The sequence below is a fragment of the Streptomyces sp. NPDC048623 genome (assembly GCF_040650755.1).
Taxonomy (GTDB): Bacteria; Actinomycetota; Actinomycetes; order Streptomycetales; family Streptomycetaceae; genus Streptomyces.
This window is the reverse complement of the sequence record NZ_JBEZHV010000030.1, coordinates 74,288-90,894: the sequence shown is the minus strand read 5'-3', so window position 1 is coordinate 90,894 and position 16,607 is coordinate 74,288. Positions and strand designations below refer to the sequence as shown.

General features: G+C 72.7%; 16 protein-coding genes. 10 read left to right on the top strand and 6 right to left on the bottom strand.

What is annotated here, in order from left to right; genetic code table 11:
• Nucleotides 1–1,189, bottom strand: a 1,189-nt coding sequence (locus AB0C73_RS31910; RefSeq protein ID WP_362536869.1) for a transposase, incomplete at its 3' end; no start/stop codon positions are given.
• Between the two features lie 428 nt (nt 1,190–1,617).
• Here AB0C73_RS31910 and AB0C73_RS31905 point away from each other — a divergent pair.
• The gene (locus AB0C73_RS31905; RefSeq protein WP_362536872.1) at nt 1,618–2,115 is read left to right on the top strand and encodes a gluconokinase; all 498 of its coding nucleotides are present in this window, start codon (nt 1,618–1,620) and stop codon (nt 2,113–2,115) included.
• A gap of 179 nt (nt 2,116–2,294) precedes the next feature.
• Nucleotides 2,295–3,692 (top strand): gluconate:H+ symporter, encoded by a 1,398-nt coding sequence (locus AB0C73_RS31900; RefSeq protein WP_362536868.1) that lies wholly within the window; start codon nt 2,295–2,297, stop codon nt 3,690–3,692.
• A gap of 90 nt (nt 3,693–3,782) precedes the next feature.
• On the opposite strand, the gene AB0C73_RS31895 is transcribed toward AB0C73_RS31900, so the two are convergent.
• Nucleotides 3,783–5,450, bottom strand: a complete 1,668-nt coding sequence (locus tag AB0C73_RS31895) for an FAD-binding dehydrogenase (RefSeq protein ID WP_362536867.1) — start codon at nt 5,448–5,450, stop codon at nt 3,783–3,785.
• 95 nt (nt 5,451–5,545) lie between these two features.
• On the opposite strand from AB0C73_RS31895, the gene AB0C73_RS31890 reads away from it, so the two are divergent.
• The 5 genes from AB0C73_RS31890 to AB0C73_RS31870 all read left to right on the top strand — a co-directional run bounded on the left by AB0C73_RS31890 (nt 5,546) and on the right by AB0C73_RS31870 (nt 8,199).
• The gene (locus AB0C73_RS31890; RefSeq protein ID WP_362536866.1) at nt 5,546–6,061 is read left to right on the top strand and encodes an NUDIX domain-containing protein; all 516 of its coding nucleotides are present in this window, start codon (nt 5,546–5,548) and stop codon (nt 6,059–6,061) included.
• A 9-nt stretch (nt 6,062–6,070) separates the two neighbouring features.
• On the top strand, nt 6,071–6,466 hold the full coding sequence (locus tag AB0C73_RS31885; RefSeq protein WP_362536865.1) for a DUF202 domain-containing protein: 396 nt from the start codon (nt 6,071–6,073) through the stop codon (nt 6,464–6,466).
• Nucleotides 6,463–6,801, top strand: coding sequence for a DUF202 domain-containing protein (locus tag AB0C73_RS31880; RefSeq protein ID WP_362536864.1), 339 nt, complete (start codon nt 6,463–6,465; stop codon nt 6,799–6,801). The genes AB0C73_RS31885 and AB0C73_RS31880 overlap by 4 nt, the downstream gene beginning before the upstream one ends.
• Before the next feature lie 98 nt (nt 6,802–6,899).
• Nucleotides 6,900–7,199 carry a hypothetical protein gene (locus AB0C73_RS31875; protein WP_362536863.1) on the top strand — a complete coding sequence of 100 codons (300 nt, stop codon included), beginning with the start codon at nt 6,900–6,902 and terminating at the stop codon, nt 7,197–7,199.
• 82 nt (nt 7,200–7,281) lie between these two features.
• Complete coding sequence (locus AB0C73_RS31870) at nt 7,282–8,199, top strand: MBL fold metallo-hydrolase (RefSeq protein WP_362536862.1); 918 nt, start codon at nt 7,282–7,284, stop codon at nt 8,197–8,199.
• A gap of 20 nt (nt 8,200–8,219) precedes the next feature.
• On the opposite strand, the gene AB0C73_RS31865 is transcribed toward AB0C73_RS31870, so the two are convergent.
• Nucleotides 8,220–9,512 carry an enolase C-terminal domain-like protein gene (locus AB0C73_RS31865; protein WP_362536861.1) on the bottom strand — a complete coding sequence of 431 codons (1,293 nt, stop codon included), beginning with the start codon at nt 9,510–9,512 and terminating at the stop codon, nt 8,220–8,222.
• 139 nt (nt 9,513–9,651) lie between these two features.
• Between AB0C73_RS31865 and AB0C73_RS31860 the strand changes: the two genes are divergently transcribed.
• Nucleotides 9,652–10,674: a phosphotransferase family protein gene (locus AB0C73_RS31860; RefSeq protein WP_362536860.1), complete on the top strand. Its 1,023-nt coding sequence runs from the start codon at nt 9,652–9,654 to the stop codon at nt 10,672–10,674.
• Between the two features lie 6 nt (nt 10,675–10,680).
• Nucleotides 10,681–11,895, top strand: a complete 1,215-nt coding sequence (locus AB0C73_RS31855) for an acyl-CoA dehydrogenase family protein (protein ID WP_362536859.1) — start codon at nt 10,681–10,683, stop codon at nt 11,893–11,895.
• 21 nt (nt 11,896–11,916) lie between these two features.
• On the opposite strand, the gene AB0C73_RS31850 is transcribed toward AB0C73_RS31855, so the two are convergent.
• The 3 genes from AB0C73_RS31850 to AB0C73_RS31840 are packed head-to-tail and all read right to left on the bottom strand — an operon-like array spanning nt 11,917 to nt 15,115.
• A complete protein-coding gene (locus AB0C73_RS31850) occupies nt 11,917–12,510 on the bottom strand; it encodes a TetR/AcrR family transcriptional regulator (RefSeq protein WP_362536858.1) in 594 nt (197 codons plus the stop codon).
• 53 nt (nt 12,511–12,563) lie between these two features.
• The gene (locus AB0C73_RS31845) at nt 12,564–14,354 is read right to left on the bottom strand and encodes an AMP-binding protein (protein WP_362536857.1); all 1,791 of its coding nucleotides are present in this window, start codon (nt 14,352–14,354) and stop codon (nt 12,564–12,566) included.
• Entirely contained in the window at nt 14,351–15,115 is a 765-nt protein-coding gene (locus AB0C73_RS31840) for an SDR family oxidoreductase (protein WP_362536856.1), read from the bottom strand. The genes AB0C73_RS31845 and AB0C73_RS31840 overlap by 4 nt, the downstream gene beginning before the upstream one ends.
• 161 nt (nt 15,116–15,276) lie before the next feature.
• Here AB0C73_RS31840 and AB0C73_RS31835 point away from each other — a divergent pair, with 161 nt between their 5' ends.
• The gene (locus AB0C73_RS31835; protein ID WP_362536855.1) at nt 15,277–16,599 is read left to right on the top strand and encodes a DUF1343 domain-containing protein; all 1,323 of its coding nucleotides are present in this window, start codon (nt 15,277–15,279) and stop codon (nt 16,597–16,599) included.
• Nucleotides 16,600–16,607 lie beyond the last annotated feature (8 nt).

The window sequence follows — 16,607 nt, the reverse complement described above, 5'->3', positions numbered from 1 at the left end:
CCTGGTCCACGGCCCAGCGGGCCGCACTCCAGGCGAGGGCGTCGTTGAGGTTCGAGCGCCGCTCCGACACCCGCCGGATCTCCTCCGCCAGCACCGCGTGCTTGCTGTCCAGGGCGGGGGCGGCGAGGCGGGTGTAGTGGTCGGTCTTCGCGTTGAGGTGCTCGGAGATGCGGCGGAGTCGGTACTGCTTGGCCAGCACACCGGCAGCCCGGAACTGTGCGCCCGAACCGAGGGCGGTGATCCGCCCGTCGCCGTGGTGCCGGGCGGCACCGGCGGACAGAAGCGTGTTCAGACCCCAGTCCACCCCCAGAGCCACCGTGTGACCGCCGCGCTTCAGCTTCGGGACGGGATGCGTGAAGGCCAGGTCGGCCCGGACACTTCCACCCGCGATACGGAGGATGGGCAGGTGGAGCACCGCGTTCGCCGGAACGGTCGGCGGGAGCGTGATCGGGCAGGCCACCCAGGTCCAGTCCGCATACTTATGCGGGTCTGGACGCGCGGGCAACTGCAACCGCAGCAGAGCCCTTGTCGGCTCGGTCGCGGATCGTTCGATGGTGGCCTGCTGGCCGTCGCACGCGGCGAGCAGCAGCATCCGCGCCGTACGCGGCGACGGTTCCAGCTCAAACGCGTCCGCCGGAAGGCACCCGTGCTCACGCCTGAAGGAGACGATCTGCCGGGTACGGGAACGGATCACGCTCGACGGCAGATGCTCCCCGCCGGGAATCGCCTCCCGCGTCGTGTCCCACTCCTCGGGGGTGCGCTTGTCCGGGTCGGCGGGCCAGGCGGCCAGCACCCCGGCCACCAGATCGGCACGCCACTTCACCGACCGCAGTGCACGGCCCGCCTGCTCCTGGGCCATGCGCACGATCCGGTCGTTCACCCGCACACCCTCGGCCGGGGTGACGGCCCAGCCCAGGCGACGCAAAGCCATCCACGCATTCGACGGCAGTCTCTTCCCGCCCGCGTCCACCCCGGAGGCGAGCGCATCGACGTCGGCAGAGTTCCAGTGCCCGGACAGCAACGCCCCGGCCATGCCCGCCACCAGATCGGCGCACCAGCCCACCCGTTCCGCCAAAGCGGCGGCGGTGAGGACAACACCGGTCTTCTCGTCCACGCCCGACCGGAGCAGGAGACGAGCGCAGGCGGTACGGGCCGTCTCCCCGTCACCCAGCGGCAGCTTCCGGCCCACCCGCACCCCCTCCCCAGGCCCCTGGTGCCGTCACCCGATCAACGACAGCACCACGGAAAGGTCACACATTCGGCCCGCGAACCCACGAACGACACCGACGCCCCCATGCGTACACGGCATCCGACAGACAAACAGCACATCACTGAAGATCCCAAAGGAAACAGGTGAGCCTATGCGTGCCGGGCCCGATGATCACACCTAGGAGCACCCGCGGACCGCTCGCGGCGCCACCCGCGAACCACGCCGGGAACAAAAAGTACGACTTTTATGTCACAGACTCTTGAATACGTCGTACTCAATGGGTTTCATGAGCGCGACGGATCGATGTCGAAGAAGACAGCGAGGCACCACCCATGAGCACCACCCCCCACACCGCGGCGGCGACCGGCCGTCCGCCGGTCACCGGCCGCCCCCCGGTCGTCGTCGTGATGGGCGTCGCCGGGACCGGCAAGACGACCATCGGTCCGCTGGTCGCCGAGGCGCTCGGCCTCCCCTACGCGGAGGGCGACGACTTCCACCCGGCGGCCAACGTGGCCAAGATGTCGGCCGGAATCCCGCTCGACGACCGGGACCGCGAGCCCTGGCTCGACGCGATCGGTGAGTGGGCGCACGGCCGGGCCGGGCTCGGCGGGGTGGTGTCCAGTTCCGCGCTCAAGCGGGTCTACCGGGACCGGCTGCGTGCGGCCGCCCCGGGCGTGGTCTTCCTGCATCTGACCGGGGACCGGGAGCTGATCGAGCGGCGGATGGCGGCCCGCAAGGGCCACTTCATGCCGACCGCGCTCCTCGACTCCCAGTTCGCCACCCTGCAGCCGCTGGGTGAGGACGAGGCCGGCGTCGCCGTCGACGTCTCGGGCACCCCCGAGGAGATCACCGCCCGGGCCGTCGCCGCGCTGCACCGGCTCACCACCTGCCCCACCTCCGCCTGACGGACCCCCGTCCGCCACCTGACGGACCCCCGTCCCCTACGGCCCTGTCCCGTACGGCCCCGGGCCTCCCCCACGGCTCCTGAAGGCCCCGGACCCTCAAGGCCCCGGACCCGCGCGGCCCCCCGCCGCGCCGGGCCCGACCGTCCCCCTGCCCCCCCCTGACCCCCAAGGGACCCACCGTGACCAGTCTCAGCGTCGAGATCCTGGCAGCGGATGCCGTCGAACCGATCACCTCGGCGGGCAACGCCCAGCTCGGTATCGCCGTACTCGCCGGCATCGCCGTCATCGTCGTGCTCATCACCAAGTTCAAGCTGCACGCCTTCCTGGCCCTGACCATCGGGTCGCTGGCGCTCGGCGCGTTCGCGGGTGCCCCGCTCGCGGACACCATCAAGTCCTTCACCACCGGACTCGGCAGCACCGTGGCCGGTGTCGGCGTGCTGATCGCCCTCGGCGCGATCCTCGGCAAGCTGCTCGCCGACTCCGGCGGCGCGGACCAGATCGTCGACACGATCCTCGCGAAGGCGAGCGGCCGGGCCATGCCGTGGGCGATGGTCCTGATCGCCTCCGTGATCGGACTGCCGCTGTTCTTCGAGGTCGGCATCGTGCTGCTGATCCCGGTGGTGCTGATGGTCGCCAAGCGCGGCAACTACTCGCTGATGCGGATCGGCATCCCGGCCCTCGCCGGTCTGTCCGTGATGCACGGCCTGATCCCGCCGCACCCCGGCCCGCTGGTCGCGATCGACGCGGTCGGCGCCAACCTGGGCGTCACCCTGGCCCTCGGCCTGCTCGTCGCGATCCCGACCGTGATCATCGCCGGTCCGGTCTTCTCGAAGTACGCCGCCCGCTGGGTGGACATCCAGGCCCCGGACCGGATGATCCCGGCCCGTAACTCCGACGACCTGGAGAAGCGCCCCGGCTTCGGCATCACCGTCGCGACCATCCTGCTGCCCGTCGTCCTGATGCTGGTCAAGGCGCTCGTCGACATCGTGATCGACGACCCCGAGAACGGCGTGCAGAAGGTCACCGACGTCATCGGCTCGCCGCTGATCGCCCTGCTCGCGGCCGTCATAGTCGCCATGTTCACGCTGGGCCGCGCGGCCGGCTTCACCAAGGAGCGCCTGTCGTCCACCGTCGACAAGTCGCTCGCCCCGATCGCGGGCATCCTGCTGATCGTCGGCGCCGGCGGCGGCTTCAAGCAGACCCTGATCGACCTCGGCGTCGGCCAGATGATCCTGGACTTCTCCAAGGACTGGTCCGTCCCGGCCCTGCTGCTCGCCTGGCTGATCGCGGTCGCGATCCGGCTCGCGACCGGCTCGGCGACGGTGGCGACGATCTCGGCGGCCGGCCTGGTGGCCCCGCTCGCCGAGGGCATGTCGACCGGTGAGGTCTCGCTGCTCGTCCTCGCGATCGGCGCCGGTTCGCTCTTCTTCAGCCACGTCAACGACGCCGGTTTCTGGCTGGTGAAGGAGTACTTCGGGATGAACGTCGGCCAGACGATCAAGACCTGGTCGGTGATGGAGACGATCATCTCGGTGGTCGGCATCGGGTTCGTGCTGCTGCTGTCCCTGGTGTTGTAGCCCGCACCCCCTCAGTCACGCGGGCCGGTCGTTCCCCCCACGACCGGCCCGCGTTCCTTTGTTCCCCGCCCCGCCGGACCACCGCCCCCGTCAGCCGACCGCCTCGGCCGCCGCCCGGCCCGCCGCCCGGCCCGAGAACAGGCAGCCGCCGAGGAAGGTCCCCTCCAGGGACCGGTAGCCGTGCACGCCCCCGCCGCCGAAGCCGGCCGCCTCGCCCGCCGCGTACACACCGGGCAGCGGCTCGCCGCTCGCCGTGAGGACCCGCGAGGAGAGGTCGGTCTGGAGGCCGCCGAGGGACTTGCGGGTCAGGATGTTGAGACGTACGGCGATCAGCGGGCCGGCCTTGGGGTCGAGGATGCGGTGCGGCGCGGCCGTACGGATCAGCTTGTCGCCCAGATAGCGGCGGGCCCCGCGGATCGCCATGACCTGGAGGTCCTTGGTGAAGGGGTTGGCGATCTCCCGGTCGCGGGCGGTGATCTCGTGGCGCAGCGCGGCCTCGTCGATCAGGTCCTCGCCGGTGATCCGGTTCATGCCGCGCACGAGGGCGCCGAGGTCGCGCTCGACGACGAAGTCGGCGCCCTTGTCCATGAAGGCCCTGACCGGGCCGGGGACGTCGGCGCGGGCGCGGCCGATGACGTCGCGGACCGACTTGCCGGTGAGGTCGGGGTTCTGCTCGGAGCCGGAGAGCGCGAACTCCTTGCCGATGATCTTCTGGTCGAGCACGAACCAGGTGTGGTCGTGGCCGGTGCGCATGATGTGTTCGAGGGTGCCGAGGGTGTCGAAGCCGGGGAAGAGCGGCACGGGCAGCCGTCTGCCGGTCGCGTCCAGCCAGATCGAGGACGGGCCGGGAAGGATGCGGATGCCGTGCTTGGCCCAGATGGGGTTCCAGTTCTCGACGCCCTCGGTGTAGTGCCACATCCGGTCGCGGTTGACGTGGTGGGCGCCGGCGTCCTCCGCGATGCCGAGCATCAGGCCGTCGACGTGCGCGGGGACGCCCGAGAGCATCCTGGCGGGCGGGGTGCCGAGCCGCTCGGGCCACTGCTTGCGCACCAGGTCGTGGTTGCCGCCGATGCCGCCGGTGGTGACGATCACCGCCTGGGCGCGGTACGAGAACTCCCCGGCGACCTCGCGGCTGCTGGCGGTGCCGCGCGGGGCACCGGAGGGGGCGAGGACCTCGCCGGTGACGGTGTCGACGGCGCCCGCCGTGCGGGCCAGGCCGGTCACCCGGTGCCGGAAGCGGAAGCGGACCAGGCCGCGGGCGACGCCCTCGCGGACCAGGCGCTCGAAGGGGGCGACCAGGCCGGGCCCGGTGCCCCAGGTGATGTGGAAGCGGGGCACCGAGTTGCCGTGCCCGTTCGCGTCGTAGCCGCCGCGCTCGGCCCAGCCGACCACCGGGAAGAAGCGCACGCCGAGCCCGTGCAGCCAGGCGCGCTTCTCGCCGGCGGCGAAGTCCACGTACGCCTCGGCCCAGCGCCGCGCCCAGGCGTCCTCCTCGGGCCGGTCGAATCCGGCCGTGCCCATCCAGTCCTGGAGGGCCAGCTCGTGGCTGTCGCGGATCCGCATCCGGCGCTGCTCGGGCGAGTCCACGAGGAAGAGGCCGCCGAAGGACCAGTGCGCCTGGCCGCCGATCGACTGCTCGGGTTCCTGGTCGATCAGCAGGACCGAGCGGCCGGCGGCGGCCAGTTCGGCGGTGGCGGCGAGACCGGCGAGGCCGGCCCCGATGACGATCACATCGGCGTCGTACGGCTCATGAGGCATGCACCGCATCTTGGATACACCGATGTATCCAGTCAACGTCTGGCAGAGGTTTCGTTCCCGTCCGGATCTTTCGGCGACGGTGCTTTGATGGGCGCATGAGCGCTGAGGACGAGGTACTCGACGTCGTCGACGAGCAGGACCGGGTGATCGGGCAGGCACCGCGCGGCGAGGTGTACGCGCGGGGGCTGATCCACCGCTGCGCCTTCATCCAGGTGCGGGACGCCCAGGGGCGGATCTTCGTCCACCGCAGGACCCCCACCAAGCTGGTCTTCCCCTCCCTGTACGACATGTTCGTCGGCGGGGTCGTCGGCGCCGGCGAGTCGTACGACGCCGCCGCGCTGCGCGAGGCCGAGGAGGAGCTGGGCGTGTCCGGGCTCGCGCAGCCCGTGCCCGTATTCACGTTCCTGTACGACTCCGGGGGCGTGGCCGGCAAGTGGTGGTCGGCGGTCTACGAGGTGCGCTGCGACCTGCCGGTGCGGCCTCAGGCCGAGGAGGTGGCCTGGCACGCCTTCCTCACCGACGAGGAGCTGACCGCGCGGCTCGGCGAGTGGGAGTGGGTGCCGGACGGCCTCGCGGCCCACCAGCGGCTCCTCGCGCAGCGGGGCCGTTAGAGTGCCCTGGTGAGCGACTTCGTACAGAGTCTGCGGCTGTGGTTCGCGCCGCGGCGCCTCCGGGAGGAGGGCGAGACCCCCGACTACCGCTTCTCCCTGGCCAACGAGCGGACCTTCCTCGCCTGGCTCCGGACCGCACTGGCGCTCATCGGCGGCGGTTTCGCCGTGGACCAGTTCCTGCCGGACCTGCGCTGGGGCGTCCGGGTCGGACTCGCGCTCTCGTTGCTCGCGGCGGGTGTGCTGTGCGCGCTGCGGGCCGTGAACCACTGGGTGCGCTGCGAGCGGGCGATGCGACGCGGCGAGGACCTGCCGGTCTCCCGGTTCCCGACGGTGCTGAGCCTGTTGGTGGCGGTGGTCGCGCTCGCGATGGTGGTGGTCGTGCTGTTCGGCTGGGCCGGGCGGTGACCGGAGCGGGGACCGGATCCGCGAGGCCCGCCGCGGACCGGGACCCGGGGCTGCAGCCCGAGCGGACGCGCCTCGCCTGGCGGCGCACCACGCTCTCGGCCACCGTGGTGGCGATCCTCGCGGGCAAGCAGGCGATCCGCGACGAGGTGACGGCCACCGGTGTGGTGGCGGCGGGCCTCTCGGCCCTGGTGTGGGTCGGCTTCCTGGCGGTCGCGCACCGCCGGATCCAGTCGCTCGGCGCGGCCCGGCCGCGCGTGCTCTCGCACCGGGGCGCGCTGCTCGCGGTGGTGTGCACGGTGGCCTTCGCAGGGTTCGCGGTCGCCATGGTGCTCTGACCCGGGGCTTCACGCAGCGCCCGGGACCAGGGCCTGTGCGGCGGATCAGGGCCTACCCTGAGGAGGTGGGGGATTCGACCTCTCGCGGAGGCGGAGTCATGAGCCTTCCCCATCATGAGCACCCCACCACCCACGCGCACTCCCACGGCCCCTCGTGCGGCCACACCGCCGTCCCGCACCGTGACCATGTCGACTACGCCCACGACGGGCATCTGCACCGCGAGCACGCCGGGCACTGGGACGAGTGCGAGCCCACCTCGCACGTCCCGCACACCCACCCCGCCCACATCCACGGGCCGGACTGCGGGCACCAGGGCGTGGTGCACGGCGACCACGTCGACTACCTGCACGACGGGCACCGGCACGCGGCGCACGGGAACCACTGGGACGACCACTGACCGGGACCCCAACTTCCCCCGGATCCCCGCCGAATGGCACTCTTCCCCTGTCCGATTCGGGCTCTCATCCGGGGGATTCCCTTTGTCTGCCACCGATCCTTACGTGGTCGCTCTCGCGCCGCACGTCCACGCCTTCGTCCAGCCCGACGGGGGCTGGTGCCTGAACAACGCCGGGTTCGTCGGCGATCCCGGCGGCGGCGAGACGCTGCTCGTCGACACCGCCGCCACCGAGCGCCGGGCCCGGCTGCTGCGCGCGGCCGTGCTCGACGCGGGGCTCGCACTGCCGCGCACCATCGTCTCCACCCACCACCACGGCGATCACACCTACGGCAACGGGGTGTTCCGCCCCGAGGCCCGGATCGTCGGGCACGCCAACTGCCGGGCCGAGCAGCTGGCCGCCGGGCACCAGCTCCATCTGCTGTGGCCGCAGACCGACTTCGGCGCGGTGGAGATCCTGCCGCCGGAGCTCACGTACACGGACGAGCTGACGCTGTACGTCGGCGAGACCGAGGTACGGGTGATCCACCCGGGCCCGGCGCACACCACCGGCGACTCGGTCGTCCATCTCCCCGCGCAGGGCGTGGTGTTCACCGGTGACCTGGTGTTCAACGGCGGCACGCCGTTCCTGCCGATGGGTTCGCTCGCCGGTTCGCTGCGCGCCCTGGAGGTGCTGCGCTCGCTCGGCGCGGCCACGGTGGTGCCCGGGCACGGGCGGGTCACCGACCCCTCCGCGTACGAGGCGACCGAGCGCTATCTGCGCTGGGTGCAGGAGCTGGCGGCCGAGGGGTACGCGAAGGGGGACCCGCCGCTGGAGACGGCGCGGGCGGCGGAGCTCGGCGAGTTCGCGGCCTGGCAGGAGAACTACCGGCTCGTCGCCAATCTACACCGGGCGTACGCGGAGCTGGACGGGCTGCCCGACGGGCATCCGCTCGACCCGGCCGCGGTGTTCGGCGACATGGCCGCGATGAACGGCGGCATGCCGGTCGCCTGCCACGCGTAACCCGGCCTCGTACGGCGGCGTCACCAGCGGGCCGGGCGCCACTCCGGGTCCGCCGCCCGCATCGCCGCCGCGTCGTCGCGGTCGCGGTACCGGCCGTCGTCCTCCGCCCAGCGGCGGTGGAGGTCGGCGAGCCGGTCCCGGTCGAGCTCCACGCCGAGGCCCGGGGTGTCGGTGACGGCGAGCCGGCCCGAGCGGAAGACGGGGGCGGTGGTGACGACGTCCTCGGACTGCCACGGGTAGTGGGTGTCGCACGCGTGGTGGAGCGCCGGGAGGGTCGCGGCGACCTGGGTCATGGCGGCGAGACTGATGCCCAGGTGGGTGTTGGAGTGCATGGAGAGCCCGATGCCGTACGTGCGGCAGAGCGCGGCGACTTCGCGGGTGCGGTGCAGCCCGCCCCAGTAGTGGTGGTCGCAGAGCAGGATGCGTATCGCCCCGCGCGCGAGGGCCTCGGGTACCTCCTCGACGGTGGTCACGCACATGTTGGTGGCGAGCGGCACGTCCGTGCCGGCGGCGACCTCGGCCATCGCGGCGGTGCCGGTGGCCGGGTCCTCCAGGTATTCGAGGACGTCGCCGAGCTCGCGGGCGACGGCGAGCGAGGTGGGCACGGACCAGGCGCCGTTGGGGTCGAGGCGCAGCGGGCGGCCGGGGAAGGCCGCGGCGAGCGCGCGGATCGCGGCGATCTCCCGGTCCGGTGCGAAGACCCCGCCCTTGAGCTTGAAGGAGCCGAAGCCGTGGAGCTGCTCGAAGCGGCGGGCCTGCTCGACGAGGCCGGCCGGGTCGAGCGCCTCGCCCCAGGGGTCGGCCGGGTCGGGCCCGGCGCCGGGGTGGGCACCCCACTTGTAGAAGAGGTACGCGCTGTACTCGACCTCGGCGCGGATCCGGCCGCCGAGCAGGGCGTGGACGGGCAGTCCGAGGCTCTTGCCGAGGGCGTCGAGGCAGGCGGTCTCGACGGCGGAGACGACGGAGAGGCGCAGTTTGCCGGCGGTCTGGACGCCGCGCAGTCCGCCGGCGTCGACCCGCCCGTCCGTGTCCTTCTCGGCCGCCGCGCCGCACACCTCGGCGGCCAGCGCGAACAGTCCGTTCACATCCGTGACCGAGCGGCCGGGCAGGGCCTCGGCCAGCGGGCGCGCCAGGTCCAGGTACCTCGTGTCACCGTAGGTCTCGCCGAGTCCGGTGACCCCGCCCGCGGTGACCACCTCCACCACGAGGCGCGGGGTGTACGGCTGGTGGACGCCCTGGGTGTTGAGCAGCGGCGGGTCCTTGATGAGGACGGGGGTCAGGCGGACGTGATCGATGCACAGCGCCGGATTCATATGTGAACCATATTCACGGCCTCGCACGGCACACCAGAGGCGTGCGGCAGGTTTCCGGGGTTGACGCGGATCACTCTGGACGACATACCGACTGGTCGGTCATCATGAGCGACGACGCCGAATCCGGAGGTACGCCCGCATGAGTCCCACTTCCCCACCCGGTCTCGACCCCGAGGCGCTGCGCCGCTTCCTCGACCGCGAGCGGCCCGGCCTCGTGGCCGGCCCCCTCACGGGCCGGCTGATCGAGGGCGGGCGCTCGAACCTCACGTACGTCGTGACCGACGGCAGCGCCCAGTGGGTCGTACGCCGTCCGCCGCTCGGCCATGTGCTGGCCACCGCGCACGACATGAAGCGCGAGCACCGGGTGATCAGCGCCCTGCACCCCACCGCCGTGCCGGTGCCCGAAGTGGTGCTGCTGTGCGAGGACGAGTCGGTGCTCGGCGCGCCGTTCTACGTCATGGAGTTCGTGGCGGGCACCCCGTACCGCTCGGCCGCCGAACTCGCCCCGCTCGGCCCGGAGCGCACCCGCGCCGCCGTCCTCGGGCTCGTCGACACCCTGGTCGATCTGCACGCCGTCGACCCCGCCGCGGTCGGGCTCGCGGACTTCGGGCGCCCCGAGGGCTTCCTGGACCGGCAGCTGCGCCGCTGGGGCAAGCAGCTGGACGCCTCGCGGGGCCGCGAACTGGCCGGCATCGACGAGCTGCACGCGGCCCTCGGCCGCGGGCTTCCCCAGTCCCCCGCACCGACCGTGGTCCACGGCGACTACCGGCTCGACAACGTCCTGATCGGGGCGGACGACCGGATCAAGGCGGTCCTGGACTGGGAGATGTCCACCCTCGGCGACCCGCTCACCGACCTCGGCCTGCTCGCGATGTACAGCACGCCCCTCGACGTGCCGGACTCGCCCGTCTCCACCACGGCGAGCGCCGCCGGCCACCCCACCGTCGCCGAGCTGGTCGAGCGCTACGCCGCCCGCTCCGGCCGCGACGTCGGCGCCCTCTCCTGGTACACGGCCTTCGCCTGGTTCAAGCTCGCCGTGATCCTGGAGGGCATCCACTACCGCTACACCCTCGGACAGACCGTCGGCGCCGGCTTCGACCGGATCGGCGAACTCGTCCCCGTCTTCATCGAGCACGGCCTCACCACCCTTCAGGAAGGCTGATCCGCCATGGACTTCGCGTTCGACGCCCGCACCGAGGAACTGCGGGCGAAACTGCTCGCCTTCATGGACGAGCACGTCTACCCGGCCGAGGCCGTGGCCGAGGAGCAGCGGGCCCGGCTCGCCTCCCCGTGGGACACCCCCGCGATCGTCGAGGAACTCAAGGCCGAGGCCAAGAGCCAGGGCCTGTGGAACCTCTTCCTGCCCGACGAGGAGTACGGCGCCGGGCTCACCAACCTCCAGTACGCGCCGCTCGCCGAGATCACCGGCCGCAGCCCCCAGCTCGCCCCCACGGCCCTCAACTGCTCGGCCCCCGACACCGGGAACATGGAGGTGCTCGCCCAGTTCGGCGACGAGGCGCAGAAGAAGCAGTGGCTGGAGCCGCTGCTCTCCGGCGACATCCGCTCGGCCTTCGCCATGACGGAGCCCGAGGTGGCCTCCTCCGACGCCACCAACATCGAGACCCGGATCCGGCGGGACGGCGACTCGTACGTCATCGACGGGCGCAAGTGGTACATCTCCGGGGCGATGGACCCCCACTGCCAGATCTTCATCGTGATGGGCAAGACCGACCCCGACGGCCCGGACATCCGCCGCCAGCAGTCGATGATCCTGGTCCCCCGCGACACCCCCGGGGTCGAGGTGCGCCGCGCCATGCGGGTGTACGGCTACGAGGACCACTACCACGGCGGTCACGCCGAGGTGGTCTTCGACGGGGTCCGGGTCCCGGCCGCGAACCTGATCGGCGAGGAGGGCAGCGGCTTCGCCATCGCCCAGGCCCGGCTCGGCCCGGGCCGCATCCACCACTGCATGCGGCTGATCGGCATGGCCGAGCGGGCGGTGGAGCTGATGTGCCGGCGTGCCGTGTCCCGTACCGCCTTCGGCAAGCCCCTCGCCCAGCAGGGCGTGGTGCAGGGCTGGATCGCCGACGCCCGGGTGAGCATCGAGCAGCTGCGGCTGCTGGTCCTGAAGACGGCCTGGCTGATGGACACCGTCGGCAACCGGGGCGCGCACACCGAGATCCAGGCGATCAAGATCGCCACCCCGCGGACGGTCGTCGACATCATCGACAAGGCGGTCCAGCTGCACGGCGCCGGTGGCGTCTCGCAGGACTTCCCGCTCGCCGAGCTGTGGGCCGCGGCCCGCACCCTCAAGCTCGCCGACGGCCCGGACGAGGTGCACCAGCGCTCGCTCGCCCGCCGCGAGATCAAGCGCTACCTGTAGGGCCGGACGGGCCCTGCGTCCTTACGGGCGCAGGGCCCGCAGCAGGAGGTCGGCCAGGTGGTCGGCGACCTGCTGCGGGGTCAGCGGCCCGTCCGGGCGGTACCAGGTCGACAGGTGGTGGACCGAGCCGAAGTGGTAGTCCACCACCAGGTCGGCGGGGGTCGCGGTGGAGAACACCCCGGCCCGCTGCCCCTCCTCGATCAGGGCGCGGAAGCGCTCGTGGTAGTGCCGCCGCTCGGTCCGCACCTGCTTGTTCTTCTCCGGGCTCAGATGGTGCATCGAGCGGAAGAAGATCGAGGCGTCGTCCAGGTTGTCGATGGTGGTGACGACGACGTCCGCGGCGGCGTCCCGCAGCCGCTGCTCCACCGGGGCGTCCGCGCCCGCGAAGGCGTCGAGCCGCTCCTGCTGGAGCCGCAGGACCCGGGAGTACACCTCCTGGAGCAGGTCCTCCTTGGAGCCGAAGTAGTGGTAGAGGGCGCCCTTGGTGACACCCGCCGCCTCCACGATCTCCTGCACGGAGGTCCGGTCGTAGCCCTGCTCGGCGAAGAGCCGGGTGGCGGCGGCGAGGAGCCTCTGGGGGACGGGCACCCCGTTCCCCTCCGTCGTCCTGGCCATGCTGCGCCGCCTTTCGTCCATGCGTCCGCTCACTTGCTCACGTGCTCACTTGCTCACTTCGGGGACCGCAGGTCCCGCCTGAGGATCTTCCCACTTGTCGTCTTGGGCAGCTCCGGCAGGATCTCGACCTCGCGCGGGTATTTGTACGCGGCGAGCCGCTCCGCGCAGTACGCGGACAGTTCGGCGGGCTCCGCGACGGCGCCCGGGCGCAGGCTCACGTACGCCTTCACGGTCTCGCCGCGGTAGGCGTCGGGGACCCCGACGACGGCCGCCTCGCGCACCGCCGGGTGGGTGTAGAGGACGTCCTCGACCTCACGCGGCCAGACCTTGAAGCCGGAGGCGTTGATCATGTCCTTCTTGCGGTCGACGACATAGAGCCAGCCGTCCGCGTCCATGAACCCGATGTCGCCGGTGCGCAGCTCGCCGTCGGGGAAGGCGGCGGCGGTGGCCTCGGGCAGCCGCCAGTAGCCGGGGACGACCTGGGGGCCGCGGACGGCGATCTCGCCGTGGGTGCCGAAGGGCACGTCGGCGCCGGTCTCGTCGACGATGCGGACGATGGTGTCGGGGCCCGGCACGCCGACCGAGAGGGTGCCGGAGGCCGGGTCGACGGGCGCCTCGTGCTCCGGCGGTACGGAGGCGCAGGGCGCAGTGCACTCGGTGAGGCCGTAGCCGTTGCGCAGATAGGGGCCGAAGCCGGCCCGGAACTTCTCGACCAGGGCGGGCGGCACGGGCGCGCCGCCGGAGGAGATGACCAGGAAGGACGAGAAGTGGTCGGGGGTGGCGGCCGGGTGGGCGGCGAGCGCCATGAAGGCGGTGGAGGGGCCGACCGTGTAGGCCGGGCGGTGCTCCAGGAAGGCGTCGAGGACGACCCCGGCCTCGAAGCGGTACGAGAGGACGAGGGTGCCGCCGTTGGCGAAGCAGGCGCCGAGCTGGCAGACCAGGCCGGTGATGTGGAAGAGCGGGGCGAGGACGAAGTAGCCGGCGCCGGGCGGGACCGGGTGGCCGGTGCGCTGGCGTTCGGCGTTGTGGACGATGCCCCGGTGCAGATTGAGGGCGCCCTTGGGGGTGCCGCTGGTGCCGGAGGTGTAGCTGATCAGGGCGATGTCGTCGGTGCCGGGCTCGCGGCCCTCCGGCGCCGGGTGCCCGGCGCGGGCCACGGCGAGCAGGTCGTCGGCGTGGGCGGGCACGGGCTCTGTGGGCACGGGCTGCGTGGGTACGGGCGCCGTGGGCACGGGCTGCGTGGGTACGGGCGCCGTGGGCACGGGGTCGAAGCCGAGGACCCGAGGGTCGTCGCGGGTCTGCAGCTGCCGCTCGTCGGCGGTGAGGGCGACCGTGACCCCGGCCTCGGCGGCGGTGGCGCGGACATGGCCGGCCCAGGCGCGGTCGGAGCAGACGACGGCGCGGGCGCCGGAGTCGCGCAGGGCGTGGCCGACCTCGGCCGCCTTGTACATGGGGTTGAGCGGTACGACGGCGGCGCCGGCCTTCCAGGCGCCGAGCAGGGCGAGCACGAAGTGCGGGCTGTTCTGCAGCATGACCGCGACCCGGTCGCCGCGCCCGACGCCGCGGGCGGCGAGGTGGCCGGCCACGGAGTCGGAGAGGGCGTCGGCCTCGGCGTACGAGAGGGTGGCGTCGAAGTAGACGAGCGCCGGGTGGCCGGGGGTGCGGGCGACTGCGGCCCGGAATGCGTGCAGCACGGTGGGCGGCGGGTCGATCGGGGCCCGCTGGGCCTCGGTGAGCCGGCCGAGCCAGGGCCTGGCGGCGTAGATGGAACTTTCGGCGATCGAGCCCTCGGCGGCCGAACGGTCGGCGGCCGAACCGTCGCCGGCGGTGGTCTGTGCGGTCATGCGCCCGCTCCCTCCCACTTCTGCTGGATGTGGTTCATGGTGCCGAGCCAGCGCTCGGGGTCGCCGGCCCGGGCCTGGTAGTAGGCGCCGACCTCGGGATGCGGCAGGACCAGGAAGCGGTCCTCGGCCATGGCCTGGAAGAGCGCGTCGGCGACGTCCTCGGGCTCGATGGCGGTGGGGGCGAGCACGAGTTCGCCGGCCGAGCCCGCCGCGGTCAGCATGTCCGTACGCACGCCCTGCGGGCAGATCGCGTGGACCTTGAGGCCGCGGTGGCGGTAGGTGAGCGAGAGCCATTCGGCGAAGGCGTACGCGCCGTGCTTGGAAACGCTGTAGGGAGCGGCGCCGACCATGGTGAGCAGTCCGGCGGCGGAGACGGTGGAGACGAAGCGGCCGCTGCCGCGCTCCAGCCAGTCGGGCAGCAGGGCGCGGGCGGCGCGGACATGGGCCATGACGTTGACGTCCCAGGCGGCGGCCCAGACGTCCTCGGCGGCGAAGGCGTCGCCGGGCGAGGCGAGTCCCGCGTTGGCGCACCACACGTCGATCCGGCCGCCGAGGGCGGCGCGGGCCTCCTCGACGACGGCGGAGGCGTCGCCGGGCACGGCGAGCGCGCCGATCTCCTCGGCGGCCGCCTTGGTGCGGTCCGGGTCGAGGTCGTTGACGACGACCCGGGCGCCCTCGGCCGCGAACCGCCGGGCCAGTGCGGCACCGATGCCGCCCGCCGCACCCGTGACGACCACTCCCGCGCCCCGCACCGTACTCATCCGGCCCACCTCTCCGTTCGGCTGTGCGGGCAGACTAACCGGTCGGTATGGATGGGGGAAGAGACCGGACCGAGGCGGGACGGTACGCCTCGTTCCGCGCGGGCCGGTCCGGCGCTAGCGTGCGGGGCCATGTCAGGGAAGGCGATCAGGGAGGAATCCTCATGAGCCGTACGAACCTGTCCGGACCGTCCAGGCGCGGGCTGCTGGCCGCGAGCGGCGCCGTGGTGGCCGCGGGTGCGGTGGGGGCCGGGGCCCGCCCGGCGGCCGCCGACACGCCGCCCGGCGAGGCGAACGGCCAGGGGAACGGCCAGGCGAACGGCCGGGGCCGCCAGGGCCGCCAGGTGCGCACCGGCTTCGACCGGCTCGTCGCGGACGCCTACGCGCCGCTCGCCGGACAGCGCGTCGGCATCGTCACCAATCCGACCGGCATCACCGCCGACGCCCGGCACATCGTGGACGTCATGCACGCCGACGAGCGCGTCGGCCTGGTCGCCGTCTTCGGCCCCGAGCACGGCTTCCGCGGCACCGCCCAGGCCGGCGGCTCGGAGGGCCGCTACGACGACCCGGCGACCGGACTGCCGGTCTACGACACGTATCTGAAGAGCGGTCAGCCGCTCGCCGACGTCTTCACCGCCTCCGGCGTCGACACCGTCGTCTTCGACATCCAGGACGCCGGCGCCCGCTTCTACACGTACATCTGGACCCTGTACGACTGCATGGGCGCCGCCGCGCTCGCGGGCAAGCGCTTCGTGGTCCTGGACCGGCCGAACCCGGTGACCGGGCGGGCCGCGCTCGGTCCCGTCCTGGACCGGGCGTTCGCGACCTTCGTCGGCCGGGAGCCGATCGCGCAGGCGCACGGGATGACGGTGGCCGAGCTGGCGCGCCTGTTCAACGCGGAGTTCCTGGCGAAACCGGTGCCCCTGGAGACGGTCGCGGTGAGCGGCTGGCGGCGCGCCGACTTCTTCGACGCGACCGGGCTGCCGTGGGTGCCGCCGAGCCCCAACATGCCGACGCCCGACACGGCCCTCGTCTACTCCGGCACCTGCCTCTTCGAGGGCACCAACCTCTCCGAGGGCCGCGGCACCACGCGCCCCTTCGAACTGCTCGGCGCGGAGGGCGTCGACGGGCGGTGGGCGGACGCGGCGAACGCCCTCGCCCTGCCGGGCGTGCGCTTCCGCGAGGCGTACTTCGCGCCCACCTTCTCCAAGTTCCAGGGCAGGACGGTCGGCGGCGTGCAGCTGCTGGTCCACGACCGCGAGGCCTTCGACCCGGTACGGACGGGCATCGCGCTGCTCGTGACGGCGCGGCAGGTGTGGAGCGGCTTCGCCTGGCGGCCGGACAACTGGATCGACAAGCTGACGGGTTCGGCGCGGGTGCGCACGATGATCGACGCGGGGGCGTCCACGGAGGAGGTGGTGGGCGCGTGGGAGGCGGACCTGGCGGCGTTCCGGGAGATGCGGCGGGAGTACCTGATGTACCACTGAGGGACCAC

Bases quoted from the DNA above. Each gene is read 5' to 3' on its own strand.
- AB0C73_RS31835 (WP_362536855.1), top strand. From the start codon at position 15,277: ATGAGCCGTACGAACCTGTCCGGACCGTCCAGGCGCGGGCTGCTGGCC.
- AB0C73_RS31875 (WP_362536863.1), top strand. From the start codon at position 6,900: ATGAGCCTTCCCCATCATGAGCACCCCACCACCCACGCGCACTCCCAC.
- AB0C73_RS31865 (WP_362536861.1), bottom strand. From the start codon at position 9,512: ATGAATCCGGCGCTGTGCATCGATCACGTCCGCCTGACCCCCGTCCTC.
- AB0C73_RS31855 (WP_362536859.1), top strand. From the start codon at position 10,681: ATGGACTTCGCGTTCGACGCCCGCACCGAGGAACTGCGGGCGAAACTG.
- AB0C73_RS31905 (WP_362536872.1), top strand. From the start codon at position 1,618: ATGGGCGTCGCCGGGACCGGCAAGACGACCATCGGTCCGCTGGTCGCC.
- AB0C73_RS31850 (WP_362536858.1), bottom strand. From the start codon at position 12,510: ATGGCCAGGACGACGGAGGGGAACGGGGTGCCCGTCCCCCAGAGGCTC.
- AB0C73_RS31890 (WP_362536866.1), top strand. From the start codon at position 5,546: ATGAGCGCTGAGGACGAGGTACTCGACGTCGTCGACGAGCAGGACCGG.
- AB0C73_RS31845 (WP_362536857.1), bottom strand. From the start codon at position 14,354: ATGACCGCACAGACCACCGCCGGCGACGGTTCGGCCGCCGACCGTTCG.
- AB0C73_RS31895 (WP_362536867.1), bottom strand. From the start codon at position 5,450: ATGCCTCATGAGCCGTACGACGCCGATGTGATCGTCATCGGGGCCGGC.
- AB0C73_RS31840 (WP_362536856.1), bottom strand. From the start codon at position 15,115: ATGAGTACGGTGCGGGGCGCGGGAGTGGTCGTCACGGGTGCGGCGGGC.
- AB0C73_RS31860 (WP_362536860.1), top strand. From the start codon at position 9,652: ATGAGTCCCACTTCCCCACCCGGTCTCGACCCCGAGGCGCTGCGCCGC.